The organism is Nostoc sp. C057 (genome assembly GCF_013393925.1).
GTDB lineage: Bacteria > Cyanobacteriota > Cyanobacteriia > Cyanobacteriales > Nostocaceae > Nostoc > Nostoc muscorum_A.
The window spans coordinates 2,818,672-2,838,403 of record NZ_CP040281.1 but is presented as its reverse complement, the minus strand read 5'-3'; the positions used below and the strand labels follow the sequence as shown (position 1 = coordinate 2,838,403).

Genomic DNA, 19,732 nt, shown 5'->3' with positions numbered 1-19,732 from the left:
AGCGATCACTGATGTCTGAACCTGCTACTTTAGAATTCATCTCTAATGGTATTTCAGAAGACGAAGTTATTTTTCCTCCTGGTGATATACTGAGTGACAAGCCACGCTCGGAAAGTGACTTACATCGTGACCAAATCGATTTACTGATTCGCATACTTAAATTATGGTGGCGAAAAAGGCAAGATTTCTATGCTTCTGGCAATTTGACGATTTACTACAGTCCTAACCAGAAAACATCAGAATATTTTCGTGGCCCAGACTTTTTTGTAGTTTTGGGAACCCAGAAAAAAGACCGTAAGAGTTGGGTAGTTTGGCAAGAAGACGGCAAATATCCAAACGTGATTGTGGAAATTTTGTCAAGTTCAACGACAGCAGTTGATAAAGGATTAAAAAAAAGTTTATCAAGATACCTTCCGTACACCAGATTATTTCTGGTTTGACCCTGTAACAATGGAACTTCAGGGATTTCATTTAGTTTATGGCAAGTATCAAGAAATCCAAGTAACTACTGATGGACGTTTGTGGAGTCAGCAGTTAGAACTTTATTTGGGAGTTTATGAAGGTAAATTAAGATTCTTCACTACTGAAAATCAATTAATATTATCATCAGAAGAGTTAGCTGAACAAGAACGTTTACGTGCCCACCAAGCAGAAGAACGTGCCCAAGAGTCAGAAGAACGCGCCCAACAAGCAGAGCAAGAACTCGCTCGATTGCGGGAGGTATTACGCACAAAGGGCATTGACTTAGAGAATATTTGATGACATCAGGAAATTAATTAAGTACACTTTCAAGTTAAGATTTAGTTATTAGTGTGTAAAAAAGCGTTATCTTCTGAAAGTAGGGCCTCGTTTGCAAGCAACAGAGATTAAGGATAAGCTAAAGTCACTTACCCTGCAAGCTTCCTCGGTAGATCATAATTTGGCGAGAAGATTAGATGAAATCAATCGTTGGGTAAAGAATATCAAGCCAGGTTCCCTGACTGCGAAACCGTTTGTCATTGCATTTCTCTTAGAGGTAATTACGGATTCTACCATTTGGCTGATAATTAAATCCTTACCTTCGGAAGAAGAACAGAAAGCAAAGTTTGAGTTAATGACACCGATTGAGAGATATTGGTATGGTTATTTATTTCCTAGATGGATTAATGCAAGTGACTCCAAGTTTTATATTTGGAAACAAAAATTGATGGCAGGCGAATTTAATCAGGTAGATGATGATATCATTAAGTCAATAGCTCAAGATGTTGTAAGTCGAGAAGGTAGTTTTTGGCAGCGTTATATCGCCGACCTCTCTATGGCAACAGACCTAATTGTTAGTAGTCGTAACAATCAACCGCTTTGCATTCAAGTTACTAGTGTCTCTGAAGAACTTAATTACCAAAAGTACCAAGCTTGGCAAAATACACTGCGATCGTGGGAAATAGAGAGAGGATTGTTCTTAAGTTACAATCCCAAGGATACCAATTTTGTCAACCAGTTAGTCAACGTGGCCCTGTATAACAGTGATTACCTTTCTGGTGGCAAATATTTAAAATTTTCGTGAACTTTAAGGAATTTGATATTTCCGGTTTGTGTTCAGCCTACATACTTACTTGCTAATTACAGCTTTTATGGCTAACAAAAGAGAAACTCACTGCAACAATCAAGTGGATACATTTGCTGAAGCTTTAGCAACAGCGCGACAAATGCAGCAGAACTGGCTAACTTACGGAGTTAATTTTGTAAATTTTTACGTTGAAGATGTAGATGGAGACTGGCTAGAAACCTGGGGACATGACGAAATTTTAGGTAATTCTCAATTAGATACTATCAAAGAATTTTTGGTAAGTAATGATAGTGTGGCTCTGAAGGTAAGACAGTATTTAGGAGAGCGATCGCTGTTTGATTTTGCCGTAAACTTAGAAGAATCTTGGAGAATTTCTGAAACCAATAACAGGTTATCTGCTGTAAGACACTTGTTTGCTGGTGAAGAAAATAGTATTGATACAGATGACATCAGGGTATTGGATTTAGCAGATAGTCTGGTGGTAAAGTTGGCAGAGATTTTGTGAAATTTGGAATTATGTTGTAGTAAATTGCTTTCAGAGGCTATTTACATTTGTGATTCATATTAAAGCATTCATAAGAATGTTGGAGCAATTGTTGCAAACATACTCATTGGGCGATTGAAACCTTTAATCGAGCCATAAAACAAGTATGTGGAATTTGCCGATTCATGGTTAGAGATACCTATGTAATAAAGATTCACATATTTTTTCACTTCAATTTACGGTGTTTTTCAAAAAAATATGAGTCCTATATAAAAGTAAGAACTGGTAAAAAACACATAGATTTTCTACCAGTTCTTATTCAAAAACTTTTATTACTGTTAACTATTTATGATGCCAGCATTCATGTTTTTTCTCATGTTCATGATTATGTTTAGAATGGGAATGACCATGACCTCCTGAAATAGTATTCAAATGTACTGGATTTAAGTTATCTAGAAATGACTTTTTATCAAGAGATTTTAGCTCAGAAATTACTATTTTAGACATAGCTTTCGTTTCCTGTATTTCCAACTACTTTAACTTTTACATTTTATAGTTTATCTAAAAACTATATCTGACTAATTTTTAGGTAAAAAGGCAATTTAGCACATATATTTAAGGACATATTTAAGTTAATTTTGTCTCCAAAACTGCATCCGCAAATTTAGATAAACTAGCATATACATTTTAAATATTGCTAGGGTTATGTGACCCTGTGCTTCTAAGTAGAAAATTAGCAAATCCCAATACTATCTAACTAGACAAGCACTATAAACTAGACAAAGAAGACTCATATTAATAGTAGTAATGATGGATGAGTTTCCTAAGAGGTTGTTTATGCTGATTAGTATGGTGCGTTGTCGCGCAGTGCAACGCACCATATTTAAGCTTTTTCTAATGAGGTGTACTTCCCGCTTGCAACCTGACTTTGAATGAACTGCTCAAGCTCGGTCGTTAAAGAAATATTTATAACCTATAACCATATTTTTCATCAGCTAATTCTAGATGCGAACTGACAGCAGTCCATTGCGATCGCACCAAGTCAGATGTTAAAACTTCAGATGTATTGACTTATACGCAAATTACCCCACTCGCTCTGCCCTCGCACACATTCAACCCCCTTCAAAATGCACCAGAACCACGTTAAGCTGAATTAGAGTGACAATTTATTGCGCTTTTTAATATATAAATCTCTGAATCTTGTCAAATTTTAATTTTTTCTGCTTGAGAAACCCGGAATGCTAGACCGAATTTTTGATTACCTCGACTTTCATTTCAGCCTTGAAGCTCTTATAGTTCTGCTGATCCTGGTGCTTTTAGAGGCGCTGTTATCTGCCGACAATGCGATCGCTCTGGCTGCGATCGCAAAAGGGTTGGAAGACAAGGAACTTGAGCGTAAAGCCCTCAACTTTGGTTTAGTCGTTGCTTATGTACTGCGAATCAGCCTGATTCTGACTGCCACTTGGGTGCAAAAATTCTGGCAATTTGAATTATTGGGCGCTGCTTATCTGCTGTGGTTGGTATTTCAACACTTTACCTCGGAAGAATCTAAGGACGATCACCATCACGGGCCGCGTTTTAATTCATTGTTGCAAGCGATACCTGTGATTGCATTTACAGATTTGGCATTTTCTTTGGATAGTGTGACAACTGCGATCGCAGTTTCTCAAGAAAAATGGCTAGTGCTGACGGGTGCAACAATTGGTATTATTACGCTGCGATTTATGGCGGGATTGTTTATCCGTTGGCTAGACGAATACGAAAACCTAGAAGATGCAGGCTATGTAACTGTAGCGTTCGTAGGCTTGCGCCTGTTGTTGAAAGTGGTAAACGATAATTTAGTTCCACCAGAATGGATCATGATTACTGCCATCTTCCTGATTTTAGGCTGGGGATTTTCCAAGCGTGTTAACACTGAAGTGCCCCAATTAGAACCGGAGAAGAGTGAAGTCTCTAAGTAAGAAGAGGGGAGAGGGAATCAGGGCGAACGCACGGGATTTCTGAAACCCTTGCTGGGCAAGGATCTTGATGAAAAAATAGGCTAAATTAAAAAACGCCAAAACCCTTGCTATTAAAGGATTCTTATACTTTAGATGCGTTTGCCCTGGAGAGGGAATAGGGTACAGGGTACAGGGTACAGGTACAGATTATTCCCCATACCCTGTAACCTGTAACCTGTCACCTGTAACCTCTCCCCTAATGTCTTACTCGTGCAACCAAGGGGTTATGTGTGGTTGCCAATTGACTAATTCTTCATCTTTAAACCATAGGGCTATTTCCTGTTGTGCGGTTTCTGGAGCATCAGAACCGTGAATCAAGTTTCGACCAATATTGATGCCAAAATCACCGCGAATTGTTCCCGGTTCAGATGTTAAGGGGTTCGTGGCACCAATAATCTTTCTGGCAGATGCAACGACACCATCACCTTCCCATACCATCGCTACCACTGGGCTAGAAGTGATAAATTCGACTAGACTACCAAAAAAGGGACGTTCCCGGTGAACACCATAGTGTTGTTCAGCCAGTTCTTTACTGACTTTCAGGAACTTTAAACCAACTAGGGTAAAACCTTTAGTTTCAAAGCGACGGATAATTTCCCCCACTAATCCCCGTTGTACTCCGTCAGGCTTAATTGCTAAGAATGTGCGCTCCATTGCGATCTCCCAAAGCTTAATAAAGTTTTTATCTTGTCATTTGTCCTTTGTCATTTGTCTAAGGGTTTTGCACTCTTGACTCTTGACTAATGACCAATGACTCTTGACCAATCAGAGTTTATCTTAGAAATTATCTTTGGGTACATATACGTTCCCAAATGAATGCGTTAAATTGTTAAGTCGTGGGCGAAAAACAGAGGTTAGGAAGAAATGGGTGTTGAGTCAACTGCTACATCTGACGAGGTGGTACCAGTACCGTCCAATGGACAAAAATCTGAAGTGAAAAATCATAAGCAAAAGAAACTTTTACCACCTAGTACTACCACAGGAAGTTTACCTCGCTCCTGGAAAATTGAGGATAGCGAAGAATTATACCGTATTGAAGGTTGGGGACAACCCTATTTTTCCATTAGCGCTGCTGGTCACGTCACCGTTTCACCCAAGGGCGATCGCGGTGGTTCCCTAGACTTGTTTGAATTGGTTAACTCCATGAAACAGCGCAACTTGGGACTTCCGATGTTGATTCGCTTTTCCGATATTTTGGAAGACCGGATTGAACGGTTGAATGCTTGTTTTGCCAAAGCGATCGCCCGCTACAACTACCCTGGCGTATACCGGGGTGTGTTTCCTGTTAAATGCAACCAAGAGCGGCATTTGATTGAAGATTTAGTCAAGTTTGGCAAACCCCATCAATTTGGCTTAGAAGCTGGTTCCAAACCAGAACTAATGATTGCCCTGGCTGTCTTAGATACACCAGGAGCATTGTTAGTTTGCAACGGCTACAAAGACCGAGAATACATCGAAACGGCAATGTTAGCCCAGAGATTAGGGCAAACACCAATCATCGTCTTAGAACAGATTGAAGAGGTTGATTTGGTGATTGATGCCAATCGCCAGTTAGGTATTAAACCGATTTTGGGAGTTCGTGCTAAACTCAGTACCCAAGGTATGGGACGTTGGGGAGCCTCTAGTGGCGATCGCGCTAAATTTGGTTTGACAATGCCTGAAGTCATTGAGGCTGTTGACAAGTTACGGGAAGCAAACCTGCTCGATTCTTTGCAATTGATGCACTTCCACATCGGCTCACAAATCTCTGCCATCAATGTGATTAAAGATGCCATCCAAGAAGCCAGCCGCATTTATGTGGAATTGGCGATGCTGGGGGCAGATATGAAATACCTTGATGTCGGTGGCGGCTTGGGCGTAGATTATGATGGCTCCCAAACCAACTTCTATGCGTCGAAAAATTACAACATGCAGAACTATGCCAACGACATCGTGGCAGAGTTAAAAGATACCTGTGCAGAGCGCCAAATTACCGTACCAACACTGATTAGCGAAAGTGGACGTGCGATCGCTTCCCATCAGTCGGTGCTGATTTTCGACGTTCTCAGTACTAGTGATGTCCCTCTCGATTCACCAGAACCTCCACAAGAGGGAGAATCCCCAATCATTAATTATCTTTGGGAAAGTTACCAATCTATCAACCAAGAGAATTACCAAGAGTTGTATCACGACGCGGCACAATTCAAAGAAGAGGCCATCAGCCGCTTCAACTTAGGAATTTTACGCCTCAGAGAACGAGCCAAAGCCGAACGGCTATACTGGGCTTGTTGTCAGAAAATTCTCAACATCACTAGACAGCAAGAATACGTACCCGATGAACTAGAAGACCTTGAGAAAATCATGGCTTCCATCTACTACGTTAATATGTCAGTGTTTCAATCAGCACCAGATTGCTGGGCGATCGACCAGCTATTCCCCATCATGCCAATCCACCGTTTGGATGAAGAACCAATCCGGCGAGGAATTTTAGCAGACCTAACCTGCGATAGTGATGGTAAAATAGACCGCTTTATTGACCTGCGCGATGTCAAATCGGTTTTAGAACTACATACCTACAAGCCCGGAGAACCCTATTATTTAGGGATGTTCTTGAATGGAGCTTACCAAGAAATCATGGGCAATTTGCACAACCTATTTGGCGATACTAATGCTGTTCACATCCAATTAACGCCCAAAGGCTACCAGATTGAACACGTTGTCAAAGGTGACACCATGAGCGAAGTAGTAAGCTACGTTCAGTATGACTCCGAAGATATGGTGGAAAACATTCGCCAGCGTTGTGAGAAAGCATTAGAAGAAAAGCGTATCACCCTAGCAGAATCTCAGCGATTACTGCAAACCTACGAGCAGAGTCTCAGAAGATACACGTATCTGAATAGTTAGTTAGGAATGGGAATTGGGCATTGGGCATTGGGCATTGGGCATTGGGAAGAGGACAAGGAGAATTGGGGACAAGGGGAAAGACTTGTTTCAAGTTCTCACCCCTTGTCCCCTTGTCCCCCTGCCCCCTGCCCCCTTGCCTCTTCCCCATTCCCTAATTCGCGTTTGTCCCCAACAATTCCTCTATCGCTTGTCGCTCAACAGGGGTATGAGATGGTGGTATCTGACGAGCATCGGTAATTAGCCAGTCTAAAGCAGCCGCTTGGACATCTATAGCGGCCCCAGTTTTATCTACACAATAACGCCCAAACACTAGCTTATCGACTAACCGAACTCCTGGCCCCAGGCGCGACCACTCAAAAATCACGCTATTTTCTACTGTTGCGCCACTACATATCCAACAATTGGGGCCAATCATGGCTGGTCCGACAATTTTTGCTCCGTCTTCTATTCTTGTCATCCCGCCGATGTAAACTGGGCCTGTGATATCCACTTTGTCCCAATTCACGGCGACATTTAAGCCAGTATAAATACCAGGGGCGACTTCATGACCGGGGATTTGCACATTTTTGATTTCACCCAGCAGTACACCGCGAATCGCCCGCCAATAGTCTGGGACTTTACCAATATCTACCCATTCAAAGTCCATAGGGATGGCGTAGAAGGGGGCTTTGATTTCTACTAATTTGGGGAACAATTGGCTACCAATGTCATATTCCACATCAGAGGGAATATAGTTAAAAACCTCTGGTTCAAAAATGTAAATACCTGTGTTGATGTTGGTGCTGAGGGCTTCTTCAGTTGAAGGTTTTTCTTGGAAAGCTTTAACACGCCCCTCTTCATCTGTGACTACCACACCGTAGCTCGAAACTTCTTCTTGGGGAACAGATTTTGTAATAATAGTAGCGATCGCCCCTTTAGCTCTATGCCATTTAACCGCCTCAGTTAAATCTAGGTCAATCAAAGCATCACCGCACAACACCACAAAGGTATCATCAAAAAACGGTGAGAAGTCTTGAATGCGGCGCATCCCTCCAGCAGAACCGATTGCTTCCCCTACCAGTTTACCGTCATCATCAATTTTGCCTTCAAAGGAATAGGCAATCTGCACCCCAAACCGTTGACCATCACGGAAATAGTTTTCTATTTCTTCAGCCAAATGACTGACATTGACCATAATTTGGTCAAATCCATGTTGGCGTAACAGTTCCAGCAAGAATTCCATCACTGGCTTTTGCAGGATGGGAATCATTGGTTTAGGAATTGTATAGGTAATCGGACGCACGCGAGTACCCTTGCCAGCCGCGAGAATCATCGCTTTCATAAAAATTTATTCCTCAACCACAAGCCAGTTTACTTTCATCGAGTGATACTTAATCATCAGTTTTTATTTCTGCTCTAAGTCATCCCCAAAACAGGGATAACAGGAATTTAGTGGTTATTACAACCATCTATATACTTAGATGACAAGCGATCGCTTATCTTTTCAATTTACTCGGATTTTGAGACTGAATCAAAAATCTGTAAATTATCTGTAGGGCTACTTTTCGCTTTTTTAGTTCATCGACTGCTCAAAAGGTTTACTGGTCTTAGCTGAATCTGTAATTAGCCGAATTTTAATCTCATTGTAAAACTCCTCTTGAAATAGCTCTACTTTCGATTGAGCCGAAAGTAGTAGTAGCGCCCAGAAAACGCTAACTAAATGACTGTGTTTAGTCTCATGTCCAGACCCATTTTGGTTGAAAAGCTTTGTCTGAGTCCACAATTCTACAAGTTGTTCTAAATTCAACCAATTTTGTTCTGAATTTAGCTCTCTGGCCGATAAATTCAAGACTTGTTCGAGTTCTCCAGCTACTTCGGTCAGATTTTCTTGGTGAGCTAACTCCAGCGCCTCCCGCATACTTTGGACGCTAGGTAAACGTCTGGGACGAATAGGTTTGCTAACTTTTTCTACTAGTTTTAGCTGGTTTGCCATAATCTGCAATTGCTTGATTAACTCTTGCAGAGTTACCCGGCGCTTTGGTGGTGGCATTGCCGATGGACGACGACGCAATTGCCGTTCTAATGGTAGACGATGACCATGATGTGATATCCCGTCTTCATCTTCCAACATCGCATCATCTAATACACCATCTTGGATATCGCCTACTGTTGACAATTGCATCAATGTATTAGCTTTGAATAATACCAGCATTGATGCTGATAAAAATGCCTGTCCAGATTGAGACAAATCCGCTTCATAGCCTCTTCCTATCGACTCCGGTGCCATCAGTTCTAAGTAACGGTCAATCACCTCAATTACTTGGACATCCCAAGGGTCAATTTCTCCCTGTTCAGCTTGGTAAATCAGGAGTGTGATTGTTTCTAATAGCTCGGAAGCTTCCATCAACGGGTTCTAAGTTAATTAATTAAGAATCGAAACACTGTAAATTCAACAGTAAATTCATTGACTCTTGGCAAAGCGTGTACTTAATACATTCGCTTGTGCTTCTTTTAATCAGGAATTGCCTGCTGCCAGTATCCTCTGAAATTTGTAATCAATCACCATTGTGAATTGTGAGATCGGAATGTGCAACTTTTGATATTGGGAATTGAGAAGAGGACTTGGGGACAAGGAGAATTGGGGACAAGGGGAAAGACTTGTTTCAAGTTCTCACCTCTTGTCCCCAAGTCCCCCTTGCCCTCTGCCCTCTGCCCCCTGCCCCTCCCCTCTCAATCTGGAGGTGGGTCACGAGCAATGGTGACAGTTGAGACGAAATTACTCGGTTTGCCGCTCTTGATCGCATCGAAAGTGCCTTTAATAGTACCAGCAATGGGAACAGCAACAAGCGTTCCTAACAGCCCAGCAATCTCAAATCCCATCAAAATAGCTACAAAAATCCAAATGGGATTCAGCCCGATAAAGTTGCCGAGTAACCTGGGAGCTAACAAGTTATCTTTAAGCTGTTGCATAAGAATTGCCGCGATCGCAACTTGAACTGCTAACCACCAATTTTGCAGCAGTACTAAAATCGTCACTAGACCAATGCCAAGAGATGCCCCGATAAAGGGAATGAGTTCTGAAATCCCAATTAATATGGCAAACAACAGGGCAAAGGGAACCTTCATGACTAAGAAAATTGGTGTCAGGGTTAGCATCATGAATAGCCCTAGCAACAACTGACTAAGGAAGAAGTTCTGGAAATTTAGGCGTAAGGATGCGGTAAGAGGCTCTCCAATATTAGAGGGCAAAAGATTGACTAGACCATACCAGACGCGATCGCCATATAAAAGCATATAAAATGCCAGCACAATGACTAACACTACGTCAAATAAGCCTGATAATAGTGTCCCAGCAAATCCCACTGCCCCAGAAGCTAGCTGTTGCACCAGATTCTGAATGTTGGCATTGATTTGACTGCTTACAACCCTGAGATCAATCGGCAAACGTCTTTGTTTTGCCAGCATCTCAAATTGTTCTAAGTTTGCCTGACTAGCGCCTAACCAATCGGGGATCTTATTTAACAGTTGGATTGTTTGGTCAATGATCAACGGCACTAGGGTGACACCTAGAATCCCAAACAGGGTTAATGTTGCTAGTAATACTATGATTACTGCCTGAGTGCGCGTAATTCGGGCACGTTCAAAGAACTTAACCGGGTAATTTAGTAAAAAAGCTAAAATTGCCCCAATGCTCAAGACGGTAATAGGATGCTGAAAGTATCGAAAAAGCACGGACAGTAGCCAGACATTAAGAGCGATAATTGGACCGCTCAGACCATAAATTAACAGGCGTTGAAGGGAGGCCGAACGGCGCATTTTATGCAACCTATCTTAAGATATTCCTGAAAGAATTTGTAAAATTCTTGATGACACTGATTGTCATCATAGATATTTTTAACAAAGATATGTATAAGTGTATCTGATAGCAAGGAAGTGAATCAAAATGGACAAAACCGTAGCTGACCTCCGCAAAGACTACACCTTGGAAGGTTTAAGCGAAATCGAGGTAGACCTCAATCCTTTTATCCAATTTAAAAAATGGTTTGATCAGGCTTTAGCAGGTCAACTCCCCGAACCCAATGCGATGACTCTTGCTACCGTCACACCCGACGGTAAGCCCTCAGCCAGAATGGTGCTACTGAAGGATTTCGATGAACGGGGCTTTGCTTTCTTCACCAACTACAACAGCCGCAAAGGACAAGAACTAGCAGAAAATCCTCTGGCGGCTTTAGTCTTTTGGTGGGCAGAACTGGAACGTCAAGTTCGGATTTGTGGGTATGTAGAGAAAGTTTCTGAAACTGAATCCGATCAGTATTTTGATACTCGCCCTCCTAACAGTCGCCTGGGTGCGTGGGTATCTAATCAAAGTGAGGTGATAGAAAGTCGAGAAGTTTTAGAGCGACGTATGCAGGAGTTTTATAGCAAATACGAAAATCAAGAGATCCCCCGACCGCCTCATTGGGGAGGTTTACGAGTGATCCCTACAGAAATTGAGTTTTGGCAAGGACGCTCTAGTCGCTTACACGATCGCTTGCTCTATAGCCGTTTAGATAATGGCACTTGGAAAATTGAGCGGTTATCACCGTGAAGAAGAGGCAGGGGAGGCAGGGGAAGAACAATTTTTAACCAATTCCCAATTCCCAATTCCATACATTACCACTGAGCGATCGCGTCTTGAATTGCTGCCCGTGCTTCTGCTAAAGATTGGGTACGGGCATCACCCTCGTTGAGGCTGTTAGCATTAATAAATTGAATATCTGTAAGCCCAATAAAAGCGAAAATTGCCCGCAGGTATGGTTCTTGAAAGTCGTAGGCAGCAAAAGGAGATGTAGCGCTAAAGTCACCACCGCGAGCTGTGATGATAACTGCTTTTTTGCCCTCAACTAACCCTTTAAAACCTTGAGCATCTATTGCAAAAGTCCGGTTAGCACGAACGATTTGGTCAATGTAAGCCTTAAAAGTGGAAGGGATATTCAGGTTATACATTGGTACTCCAAAGACATAGCGATCTGCTGCCAAAAACTCATCAATCAGCTCGTCAGAAATTCTGATTGCCTCAGTTAACTCTGGGGTATGGGTTTCTGGTGGTGAAAATGCCGCCGCAATCCAAGCTTCATCAACGTGAGGAACTGGGTGACGACCTAAATCTCGATAAGCGATCGCATCTTCAGGATGTGCTGCCCTCCAAGCACTGACGAATTCTTTAGATAGTTCTCGTGAGTGCGATCGTTCAGCACGGGGGCTGGAATCAATATGTAGAATGTTTACCACCAAATATCTCCTGATTAGCTAGGATTTACTGCTTTGACTTTTTTTGAGTCTAAATTTCAAAGCATTACACTCAGATACTAAAAGTAACTAGTTACTAAAGTAAAGTAGTTACCATAAAGTAACTATTGGAAAATTTTGGCGAATTTATCGATGTCTGTCTCTAAAAATTCTGATGCTTGCCCAATCAGCATTCTGATGTCTTTACTATCAGGCCCTTGGACAATGTATATACTATGGGTGTTGTGTAATAGTGGGCCGACTCGCTTTGTTGCATTGAAGCACTTAGTTGAGGGTATCTCTACTAAGGTTTTAACAGAAAGACTGAGGATGCTTGAGGCAGCAGAGATTATTTATCGCCAATATGAACCAACTGTTCCACCCCAAGTAACTTACGGTCTAACAGAACGGGGTAAGGAACTCATTGAAATCCTTCATCAACTCAATGTACTTGCTGAACGCTGGTATGGCAGCGAACAACGGGAAGAGGGAATGGGGAATGGGGAAGAAGCAAGGGAGCAGGGGGGCAGGGAGGCAGAGGAGCAGAGAGCAGGGGACAAGAGGTGAGAACGAGAACTTGAAACAAGTCTTTCCCCTTGTCCCCAAGTCCTCTTCCCAATTCCCAATGCCCAATTCCCAATTCCCAATTCCCTCAAAATGATGAATAGTCTACTGTTCCTGGGTAGCTGCTGCTTTGGGAAGCAACTGAATTCTGGGATCTGGCATGAAATTGTATCTCAAGTACAATCCTCCCCAGACAAATAGGATAATTAACAACGCACCAATACCAAGGGGACTAGGAAGCCAGAAAACCGCTTCTATGTGGTTGAGTTGACCAGGCTGGAGTTTCCACACTAGTTGATTGCCATTTTTTTCTGGCTCAATGGCAGTTTCAGTTAATTGAATGTTTTTGGCTCCCCAAGGAGTTTTCAAGCTAAATTCCAAGTCGAGAATTGAACCAGCATTAGCCAGAACATTACCTTTGCTGGCAATTAGAGCAAGCGATCGCAAATCCAAATCATAAATCAACCGATTTCGGACTAAAAGTAAAAAATAATTCTGCTCCAAGAGGACGTTTGATTCAATTTTTGGCAATTCTGAGTCAGATTTGCTCTGCACAGCCTCAGAGGATTGATTTGTACGGGAATTAAAAAATTCGTTGAACTTCTCTTGCAATTCGCTACCACTACTAAAAGGAATTGTAACGATGATTTCTTCTTGGGAAACTCGCTGCGTTTTACCTTCTAGTTGACGGGCGCGGCGTTCTATGCTGTTCAACCATTCGTATACAGAATCGCCACTAAAGCTGGTTAGCCGCTCTCCCAATTTAATATGTTGTACGAATTCACCACTATTTGAATTATCAAAGTTAAGCCCTACATCGTACTTAACACAGCCAGTCAGTAACAGGGATGTTAACAGCACTAGCCATAAAACAGGATTTCGCATCGGAAAGACGCGGTTCATTCGATTTCGACCATTCAGTGTCAATACAAAACTAAATGGTCTGATTAACCACAACAAAATCTTTCCGAAAATTGAAGAAGTTGAAACCATAAATCTCCCCAAAAGTCAACATAGTATCAGCCAGGGGTTCCTGAAAAATTCAACCAAACCAAGTACGAGATGGTTAAACCAATGGCAATTAGCGCCACCCAGATAAAGCGATTATCTCTGGTATTGACCTGGCTGAGGTCAACAAATTCTGGCTCTGTAGGTTTTGGCTTCTGCGGCACAGAAGATTTAGTGGCTTTAGCAGCTATAGAAATTTTGAGTTCATTCTCCTGTAGTGTGTCCAAATCGGGGATTTGGGTCATCCATTCACTAGGTCTTTTCAGCTTTGGTGCTTTTAAGATGTAAACCATCTGTCGCGCTTGTTTGCTGATTTCAATATAGGGATGGCGTTTGAGTCTTTCGCAAAGAGCGATCGCCTCATCCGTGCGTCCAGCCGCTTCATAAGCTGTCACCAGACAAATTTCTACTTCACCCCCAAAGCGAGAATTACGAGCTAACAGGGCGCTGGCCTTTTCTAAATTTTCTACAGCTTCGCGGTATCGCCCATTTTCAAAGGCAATTTTCCCAGTCTGGTAGAAGGTTTTAGCAATTTCTAAACTTTCTGCACTCACGTCTTATACAAAAATTAGCACTGTTTTAATTTTGCCAATACCAGCAATCTTTTTGGAATCTTTTCAAAGGCTGATAATTTGAAGTGGATAAACTTCTAAACTTTTAACTAAGTAGCTGCGACTATTGTCTGATTAAAAACTCTGGTATCAAATGTAGGTGAGCAAAATATAGAGAGGCAGGGGGCAGGGGGCAGCGAGTAGGGAGTAAGGGAGAAGAATTTTCCCCTCTACACCCTGCACCCCACCCCTCTGCTTCTTTCCCATGCCTCATAACCATCAAGAGGTAAATTGCGAACCCAAAATCATCGTCCCAATCCCAACATCAGTAAAGATTTCTAGTAAAAGGGCGTGGGGAATGCGACCATCGATGATGTGCGCGGCACGGACACCTTGAGCAAGCGATCGCACACAACAATTAACTTTGGGAATCATCCCACCGGTAACTATCCCATTGACAATTAACTCGCGGGCTTCGCGGATATCTACTTTCGGAATCAAGGTAGATTGGTCTTTGTAATCTTTTAAAATTCCACTGGTGTCGGTCAGTAAAATTAACTTTTCTGCCCCTAGTGCCGCAGCGATTTCTCCAGCTACAGTATCGGCGTTAATATTATAAGCTTGCCCTGTCTCGTCTGCGGCGACGCTAGACACTACCGGAATATAGCCATTGCTAGCGAGGGTGTCCAAAATCTTGATATTAACATTGCTGACTTCCCCCACAAAACCGATGTCTTCTTGACCTTGAGGACGGGCTGTAAATAGATTACCGTCTTTACCGCAAAGTCCCACAGCCAATCCACCAGCTTGGTTAATTAGCGCGACAATTTCTTTATTAACTCGACCAACTAAAACCATTTCCACCACATCCATTGTGGCAGCATCGGTGACTCGTAGACCATTCTTAAATTGTGGTTCGATTCCCAGCTTATCTAACCAACTGTTAATTTCTGGGCCACCGCCGTGTACTACAATTGGACGCAAGCCCACGCAAGATAAAAATACAATGTCGCGGATAACTTTGTCTTTGAGTGCGCTATCTTTCATCGCTGCACCACCATATTTGACAACAACAGTGCGACCGGCGAATTGTTGAATATAAGGTAGTGCTTCGCTGAGTACACGTACACGAGTGGCTTCAGTTTGTCTGATGTATTCAGAATCGTTGTCCGTCATGAGGAGCCTAACAGAGAGAGTTAAAACATATTTCAGTCAGTGTAGAAGACTTTGTAACCTGTAACAATGTCTCACTCTACAAATTAACTATTCCCACATTGCCTGACACAATAATCAAGCGATCGCTCCTTCAAACCTCTAGAATTGAAATCATTCGGCTGAAGCTAGGGAATGAAAATGACCACGCTGCTAATTCAAACTGAAAGCACACCCCTAACGGTAAATTTCCCCTCACTTGTGCAGATGACAAATGAGCAGTTCTATGAATTTTGTCAAGCTAATGGAGATTTACGAATTGAGCGTACTGCCAATGGGGAAGTTATCATCATGCCACCAGCTTTTTCAGATACGGGCAACCGTAACTTTAACATTGCTGCACAGCTTGGGTATTGGACAGAACAAGATGGCACTGGCATAGGCTTTGACTCCAGTGCAGGTTTTACGCTACCTAATGGAGCGATGCGTTCCCCTGATGCTTCTTGGATTGAACTCGATCGCTGGAATGCCTTAACAGATGCACAAAAAGCTTCATTTGCACCAATTTGCCCCAGTTTTGTGATTGAGTTACGCTCATCCAGCGACCGCTTGATAAAATTACAACAGAAAATGCAGGAGTACATCGATAACGGTGCATCACTAGGCTGGTTAATCGATCGGCAGAATCGAAAAGTCTACATTTACCGTCCGAATCGAGAAGTTGAAATTTTGGATAATCCCGAAGCAGTTACGGGTAATCCAGAATTACCAGGGTTTATCCTACGAATGACCAAAATTTGGTAAATTGAGTCTTCTTAATGAGAAACTTGTGTTTTGAGAAGGTTAGTAATTGTTCAAGTATTCGCTGAGAGTAAAGTGATGTTCGTTGTTAGAGGAGCGATCGCATTACGCTACGCCATAATCTGTATACTGACGCTTATATGGAGCTTGCAAACCCAAGACAATATCCTCTCGTGGTACTCCCATCATCACTAATTCCTCGGCTGGATTGCGATCGGTTAAATTCTGTTGCAGCCAGATTTTGCCGTCTTTAATATCAAAATGGATTACGCATCGATAAATACGATTCAATCCTTGCCAACCGACATTCATCCATTGATAATGATTGTGTTCTGTGTCTAAAATCAGTTGGACTTCGACATTGTTATCCGAGACATCATCACTGGCATAGTTCGTCAACAATGTTTTAACATATTCTTGATATTTTGCTAGTTTCTCCACTCTACAATCACCTCATCTACTGGATTGTAAACAATTAATAGCACCTGATATGTTCAATTGCTATTTTTTCATTTCCTTTTTCTGCGGCAATTATTCTCTCTAAGCCTAAATCAATTTGGAAATTGACTTCGCCAAATTTAAATTTTAATGGATCGCTCGTAATCCTCCATTGTTCTTTTTGCAAAGCTTTTTTAACTGATTCATGAAAAATATCTTTGCAGACACAGTTAGATTAATATTCCCTATTCATGAGAAACAGTTTTTTTTAGTACACCAGGAATTGCCTCAAGTATTCGCTTGGCAATATCTTCAGGCGTATCTCCCTCTTGCACGCTGATGTGCAAATCGGCTTGAGAGTAAAGTGGTGTTCGTTGTTCAAGGAGCGATCGCAATTTACCCTTAAGGTCAGCATCTTGCAAGAGTGGTCTGGTGGTATCCTCAGCTAAACGGCTGTAAATGAGTTCAACTGGCACATCTAGCCACACTATCAAACCGTGGTGCAAGTAACCCCAATTTTCTCGCCGTAATACAATGCCTCCACCGGTGGCTATAGTCAATTTTGTAAAAGCACAAACTTGTGAAAGTACATCACTTTCTATCTGGCGAAACCCTGCTTCGCCTTCTTCTGCAAATAACTGATTGATAGATTTATCTGTTGCTTTGGCAATGACACCATCAAGATCCAAAAACCCATAACCTAGATGCTTTGCTAGTAAGGGCCCTACTGTCGTCTTACCAACGCCCATCATGCCAATTAAGTACAGGTTAACTCCTTGTAATAAACTGCCCACCGGTCGCTTCGCTCCAATTATGAGTTGTCACCGTTCGCCTTTGGCATCTCCCCTTGGAAGGAGATTTTAGCCAGGTATTCCTTAGATCAAACTTCTCGCTGAGTCACAGTTTCCAATTATAAACCCATTGACTCATACATTTTTGCTTCCCTCCCCAGTATTACCAGCAATTTTTGGGTTTCAATATAGAACGTAAGGTATTGCAAAAAGTAGAAACAGCTAGTTTTAATCCCTAATAGGGATTTTGATGAATTGCAATTATAGGGGATATGGTAGAAGTGTTAGTGTAGACTGTTTCAATCCCTAATAGGGATTTTGATGAATTGCAATCCAATTGAAATTTCTCGTGAAATCGTAATTGTTGGGTTTCAATCCCTAATAGGGATTTTGATGAATTGCAATGAAAGGGCAAAACTATTAGAATGTCCTTCTAAATTGTTTCAATCCCTAATAGGGATTTTGATGAATTGCAATTTTTAGGTAAAGTTTTGTTGCAAACACCCTCAAAGGGTTTCAATCCCTAATAGGGATTTTGATGAATTGCAATAAAGAAATAGCCGACATGATGATTCTCTCTCTGAGGTTTCAATCCCTAATAGGGATTTTGATGAATTGCAATGTTTCAATCGCTCCCATCAATCGTTGCTCCACAAGTTTCAATCCCTAATAGGGATTTTGATGAATTGCAATGAATAATGTAAGTCTTATCCTGTGTGCAATATTTGGCGTTTCAATCCCTAATAGGGATTTTGATGAATTGCAATAAGACAGCGTAATTTGGTCATAGTTATCTGAATAAGTTTCAATCCCTAATAGGGATTTTGATGAATTGCAATGGCGGGAGCCTGAAGCCCAAGCTATATTTAGTTTTCAAGGTGCGGTTGCGCGGTTCAAGAGCAATCATAGCATTAGAGAATTCGTTTGGAAAGAGTGCCGAGACAGATTGAAAGCTAAAACCCATTTATAGCAAACATTTCAGAGATTGCGCGGATGAGCATAAGGTGATTAGTGAGGTGAAATGCTTGCTGGTGTTGAGATAGAAGCACTTTTTGGTGACTGTAGAATTTGTACACCTACCCTTCCGCGCATTTGACTAGAGGAATCTAACGAAAAGGTGACTCAGCAAAGAATAAATGGTTTTAAACTCTATAATACTGTTCGCCGCAATTCTGGAAAAACCTTAGACACCTTATTTAACACGTAATCACCATAAGTTCCGCGAAAATCATGAATGTTAGCGTTATCCCAGCGATCGCTTATATTGTCATTCGCTACTATATTATCTAATTCGATGGGCTTCACTTCTACATCGAAATTTGGATCGAAAAAGAAGGGGAATGAAAGGCGGTGATTTGGGGACTGGTTTTGTACACGATGAGGTGTAGAACGATAGAAACCTCCCGTCATCTTGTCTAGCATATCGCCGATGTTACAGACAAAGGAACCGGGAACGGGAGGCGCAGCAACCCAACTTGACTTGGATTTAACTTGTAATCCGCCTGAGTCGTCCTGTTTGAGAATAGTTAAAACACCATAATCAGTATGTTCGCCAACGCCCCATATCGGAGCGCTATCTGACGGTGATAAATTAGGAGGATAGTTAAAGATGCGAAACAACACTAAAGGATCTGAAGTATAACGGTCAGCAAAGTAGGATTCTTCTAATCCCAAACTTAGGGCTATACCAGTCATAAGAATGTGTCCCAAGTTTGTCATCGCTTCCATATATTCAAGCACTGTTTCGGCAAATTGGGGAATGTTGGCGGGGAAGAGGTTTGAACCATGCATAGGAGTACCAGCTTGCACTAGTGGGTGTTCGTCTGGGAGTTCAGCACCAAAGTAAATACCTTCTTTCAAGTCGGGTTTACCGGATGTCAGTTCGCCACCAACGGGGAAATAACCTCGCCATGCAATACCTGCCAAAGCCATACGAATTTTAAGTTTAGTTTCCAAATCCTGGGCGAAAAAGTGGCGGCTGAGTTCTTCGAGTCGCTGCTGCAAATTTTCGTCTACACCATGTCCGATAATATAGAAAAAACCCGATTCTCGACACGCTTGCTGAATCTGAGATGCGACGGAATAGAGATTTCCTGTTCCAGAAACTAAGGCGCTAATATCAATAATCGGGAGAGATGAAAACTCTTTCTCCACAACTTGCAAGTTTTTCATGTTCAGCTTGGCAATATATATTCTTGGTTCCAGACTATTTGCCTATTCACATCAGTAATCTGATTATTGTAGAGACGGCGATTCATCGCGTCTTT

General features: G+C 41.9%; 18 protein-coding genes, 2 pseudogenes and 1 CRISPR repeat array. Of the genes and pseudogenes, 8 read left to right on the top strand and 12 right to left on the bottom strand.

Features of this window, described 5'->3' with window-relative positions; genetic code table 11:
* Positions 1 to 11 precede the first annotated feature (11 nt).
* From FD724_RS12385 to FD724_RS12370, 4 genes and pseudogenes are all read left to right on the top strand, one after another.
* Positions 12 to 759 (top strand): annotated as a pseudogene (locus FD724_RS12385) (Uma2 family endonuclease).
* A gap of 91 nt (positions 760 to 850) precedes the next feature.
* Positions 851 to 1,543, top strand: a complete 693-nt coding sequence (locus FD724_RS12380) for a hypothetical protein (protein ID WP_179072837.1) — start codon at positions 851 to 853, stop codon at positions 1,541 to 1,543.
* Between the two features lie 67 nt (positions 1,544 to 1,610).
* A complete protein-coding gene (locus tag FD724_RS12375) occupies positions 1,611 to 2,051 on the top strand; it encodes a hypothetical protein (protein ID WP_179072836.1) in 441 nt (146 codons plus the stop codon).
* 1,217 nt (positions 2,052 to 3,268) lie between these two features.
* Positions 3,269 to 3,991 carry a TerC family protein gene (locus FD724_RS12370; protein ID WP_114084286.1) on the top strand — a complete coding sequence of 241 codons (723 nt, stop codon included), beginning with the start codon at positions 3,269 to 3,271 and terminating at the stop codon, positions 3,989 to 3,991.
* Positions 3,992 to 4,234: 243 nt separating this feature from the next.
* Here the strand turns inward: FD724_RS12370 and ndk are convergent, their stop codons facing one another.
* Entirely contained in the window at positions 4,235 to 4,684 is a 450-nt protein-coding gene (gene ndk / locus FD724_RS12365) for a nucleoside-diphosphate kinase (RefSeq protein ID WP_012412496.1), read from the bottom strand.
* A 210-nt stretch (positions 4,685 to 4,894) separates the two neighbouring features.
* On the opposite strand from ndk, the gene speA reads away from it, so the two are divergent.
* Positions 4,895 to 6,913: a biosynthetic arginine decarboxylase gene (gene speA, locus FD724_RS12360; RefSeq protein ID WP_012412497.1), complete on the top strand. Its 2,019-nt coding sequence runs from the start codon at positions 4,895 to 4,897 to the stop codon at positions 6,911 to 6,913.
* 151 nt (positions 6,914 to 7,064) lie between these two features.
* Here speA and FD724_RS12355 read toward each other — a convergent pair whose 3' ends face one another.
* The 3 genes from FD724_RS12355 to FD724_RS12345 form a co-directional block, all read right to left on the bottom strand.
* Complete coding sequence (locus FD724_RS12355; protein ID WP_163930880.1) at positions 7,065 to 8,234, bottom strand: sugar phosphate nucleotidyltransferase; 1,170 nt, start codon at positions 8,232 to 8,234, stop codon at positions 7,065 to 7,067.
* A 231-nt stretch (positions 8,235 to 8,465) separates the two neighbouring features.
* Positions 8,466 to 9,296, bottom strand: a complete 831-nt coding sequence (locus FD724_RS12350) for a segregation/condensation protein A (RefSeq protein WP_179072835.1) — start codon at positions 9,294 to 9,296, stop codon at positions 8,466 to 8,468.
* A 326-nt stretch (positions 9,297 to 9,622) separates the two neighbouring features.
* Complete coding sequence (locus tag FD724_RS12345) at positions 9,623 to 10,708, bottom strand: AI-2E family transporter (protein WP_179072834.1); 1,086 nt, start codon at positions 10,706 to 10,708, stop codon at positions 9,623 to 9,625.
* 127 nt (positions 10,709 to 10,835) lie between these two features.
* Here FD724_RS12345 and pdxH point away from each other — a divergent pair, with 127 nt between their 5' ends.
* Positions 10,836 to 11,480, top strand: a complete 645-nt coding sequence (gene pdxH, locus FD724_RS12340; protein WP_179072833.1) for a pyridoxamine 5'-phosphate oxidase — start codon at positions 10,836 to 10,838, stop codon at positions 11,478 to 11,480.
* Positions 11,481 to 11,545: 65 nt separating this feature from the next.
* On the opposite strand, the gene FD724_RS12335 is transcribed toward pdxH, so the two are convergent.
* Positions 11,546 to 12,163 carry an FMN-dependent NADH-azoreductase gene (locus FD724_RS12335; protein ID WP_179072832.1) on the bottom strand — a complete coding sequence of 206 codons (618 nt, stop codon included), beginning with the start codon at positions 12,161 to 12,163 and terminating at the stop codon, positions 11,546 to 11,548.
* A 150-nt stretch (positions 12,164 to 12,313) separates the two neighbouring features.
* On the opposite strand from FD724_RS12335, the gene FD724_RS12330 reads away from it, so the two are divergent.
* The gene (locus FD724_RS12330) at positions 12,314 to 12,727 is read left to right on the top strand and encodes a helix-turn-helix domain-containing protein (RefSeq protein WP_256874540.1); all 414 of its coding nucleotides are present in this window, start codon (positions 12,314 to 12,316) and stop codon (positions 12,725 to 12,727) included.
* A gap of 102 nt (positions 12,728 to 12,829) precedes the next feature.
* On the opposite strand, the gene FD724_RS12325 is transcribed toward FD724_RS12330, so the two are convergent.
* From FD724_RS12325 to argB, 3 genes are all read right to left on the bottom strand, one after another.
* Positions 12,830 to 13,717 carry a DUF3153 domain-containing protein gene (locus FD724_RS12325; protein WP_179072831.1) on the bottom strand — a complete coding sequence of 296 codons (888 nt, stop codon included), beginning with the start codon at positions 13,715 to 13,717 and terminating at the stop codon, positions 12,830 to 12,832.
* A gap of 26 nt (positions 13,718 to 13,743) precedes the next feature.
* The gene (locus FD724_RS12320; protein ID WP_179072830.1) at positions 13,744 to 14,286 is read right to left on the bottom strand and encodes a tetratricopeptide repeat protein; all 543 of its coding nucleotides are present in this window, start codon (positions 14,284 to 14,286) and stop codon (positions 13,744 to 13,746) included.
* Positions 14,287 to 14,562: 276 nt separating this feature from the next.
* Positions 14,563 to 15,459, bottom strand: a complete 897-nt coding sequence (gene argB, locus FD724_RS12315; protein WP_179072829.1) for an acetylglutamate kinase — start codon at positions 15,457 to 15,459, stop codon at positions 14,563 to 14,565.
* 177 nt (positions 15,460 to 15,636) lie between these two features.
* Here argB and FD724_RS12310 point away from each other — a divergent pair, with 177 nt between their 5' ends.
* On the top strand, positions 15,637 to 16,239 hold the full coding sequence (locus FD724_RS12310) for a Uma2 family endonuclease (RefSeq protein WP_179072828.1): 603 nt from the start codon (positions 15,637 to 15,639) through the stop codon (positions 16,237 to 16,239).
* Positions 16,240 to 16,341: 102 nt separating this feature from the next.
* On the opposite strand, the gene FD724_RS12305 is transcribed toward FD724_RS12310, so the two are convergent.
* From FD724_RS12305 to FD724_RS12290, 4 genes and pseudogenes are all read right to left on the bottom strand, one after another.
* Positions 16,342 to 16,677 carry a XisI protein gene (locus FD724_RS12305; protein WP_179072827.1) on the bottom strand — a complete coding sequence of 112 codons (336 nt, stop codon included), beginning with the start codon at positions 16,675 to 16,677 and terminating at the stop codon, positions 16,342 to 16,344.
* A gap of 52 nt (positions 16,678 to 16,729) precedes the next feature.
* Positions 16,730 to 16,888: pseudogene (locus tag FD724_RS12300) on the bottom strand (element excision factor XisH family protein); the annotation flags it as partial.
* Positions 16,889 to 16,919: 31 nt separating this feature from the next.
* A complete protein-coding gene (locus FD724_RS12295) occupies positions 16,920 to 17,468 on the bottom strand; it encodes a shikimate kinase (RefSeq protein ID WP_179072826.1) in 549 nt (182 codons plus the stop codon).
* A 222-nt stretch (positions 17,469 to 17,690) separates the two neighbouring features.
* A CRISPR array of direct repeats spans positions 17,691 to 18,304; the repeat unit is 37 nt; unit sequence GTTTCAATCCCTAATAGGGATTTTGATGAATTGCAAT.
* A 310-nt stretch (positions 18,305 to 18,614) separates the two neighbouring features.
* Complete coding sequence (locus tag FD724_RS12290; protein WP_179072825.1) at positions 18,615 to 19,637, bottom strand: isopenicillin N synthase family oxygenase; 1,023 nt, start codon at positions 19,635 to 19,637, stop codon at positions 18,615 to 18,617.
* Positions 19,638 to 19,732: the final 95 nt, after the last annotated feature.

Coding starts and splice junctions, on each gene's coding strand:
- FD724_RS12375 (WP_179072836.1), top strand. CDS start 1,611: ATGGCTAACAAAAGAGAAACTCACTGCAACAATCAAGTGGATACATTT.
- FD724_RS12370 (WP_114084286.1), top strand. CDS start 3,269: ATGCTAGACCGAATTTTTGATTACCTCGACTTTCATTTCAGCCTTGAA.
- ndk (WP_012412496.1), bottom strand. CDS start 4,684: ATGGAGCGCACATTCTTAGCAATTAAGCCTGACGGAGTACAACGGGGA.
- speA (WP_012412497.1), top strand. CDS start 4,895: ATGGGTGTTGAGTCAACTGCTACATCTGACGAGGTGGTACCAGTACCG.
- FD724_RS12355 (WP_163930880.1), bottom strand. CDS start 8,234: ATGAAAGCGATGATTCTCGCGGCTGGCAAGGGTACTCGCGTGCGTCCG.
- FD724_RS12350 (WP_179072835.1), bottom strand. CDS start 9,296: ATGGAAGCTTCCGAGCTATTAGAAACAATCACACTCCTGATTTACCAA.
- FD724_RS12345 (WP_179072834.1), bottom strand. CDS start 10,708: ATGCGCCGTTCGGCCTCCCTTCAACGCCTGTTAATTTATGGTCTGAGC.
- pdxH (WP_179072833.1), top strand. CDS start 10,836: ATGGACAAAACCGTAGCTGACCTCCGCAAAGACTACACCTTGGAAGGT.
- FD724_RS12330 (WP_256874540.1), top strand. CDS start 12,314: ATGTCTGTCTCTAAAAATTCTGATGCTTGCCCAATCAGCATTCTGATG.
- FD724_RS12325 (WP_179072831.1), bottom strand. CDS start 13,717: ATGGTTTCAACTTCTTCAATTTTCGGAAAGATTTTGTTGTGGTTAATC.
- argB (WP_179072829.1), bottom strand. CDS start 15,459: ATGACGGACAACGATTCTGAATACATCAGACAAACTGAAGCCACTCGT.
- FD724_RS12310 (WP_179072828.1), top strand. CDS start 15,637: ATGACCACGCTGCTAATTCAAACTGAAAGCACACCCCTAACGGTAAAT.
- FD724_RS12290 (WP_179072825.1), bottom strand. CDS start 19,637: ATGAAAAACTTGCAAGTTGTGGAGAAAGAGTTTTCATCTCTCCCGATT.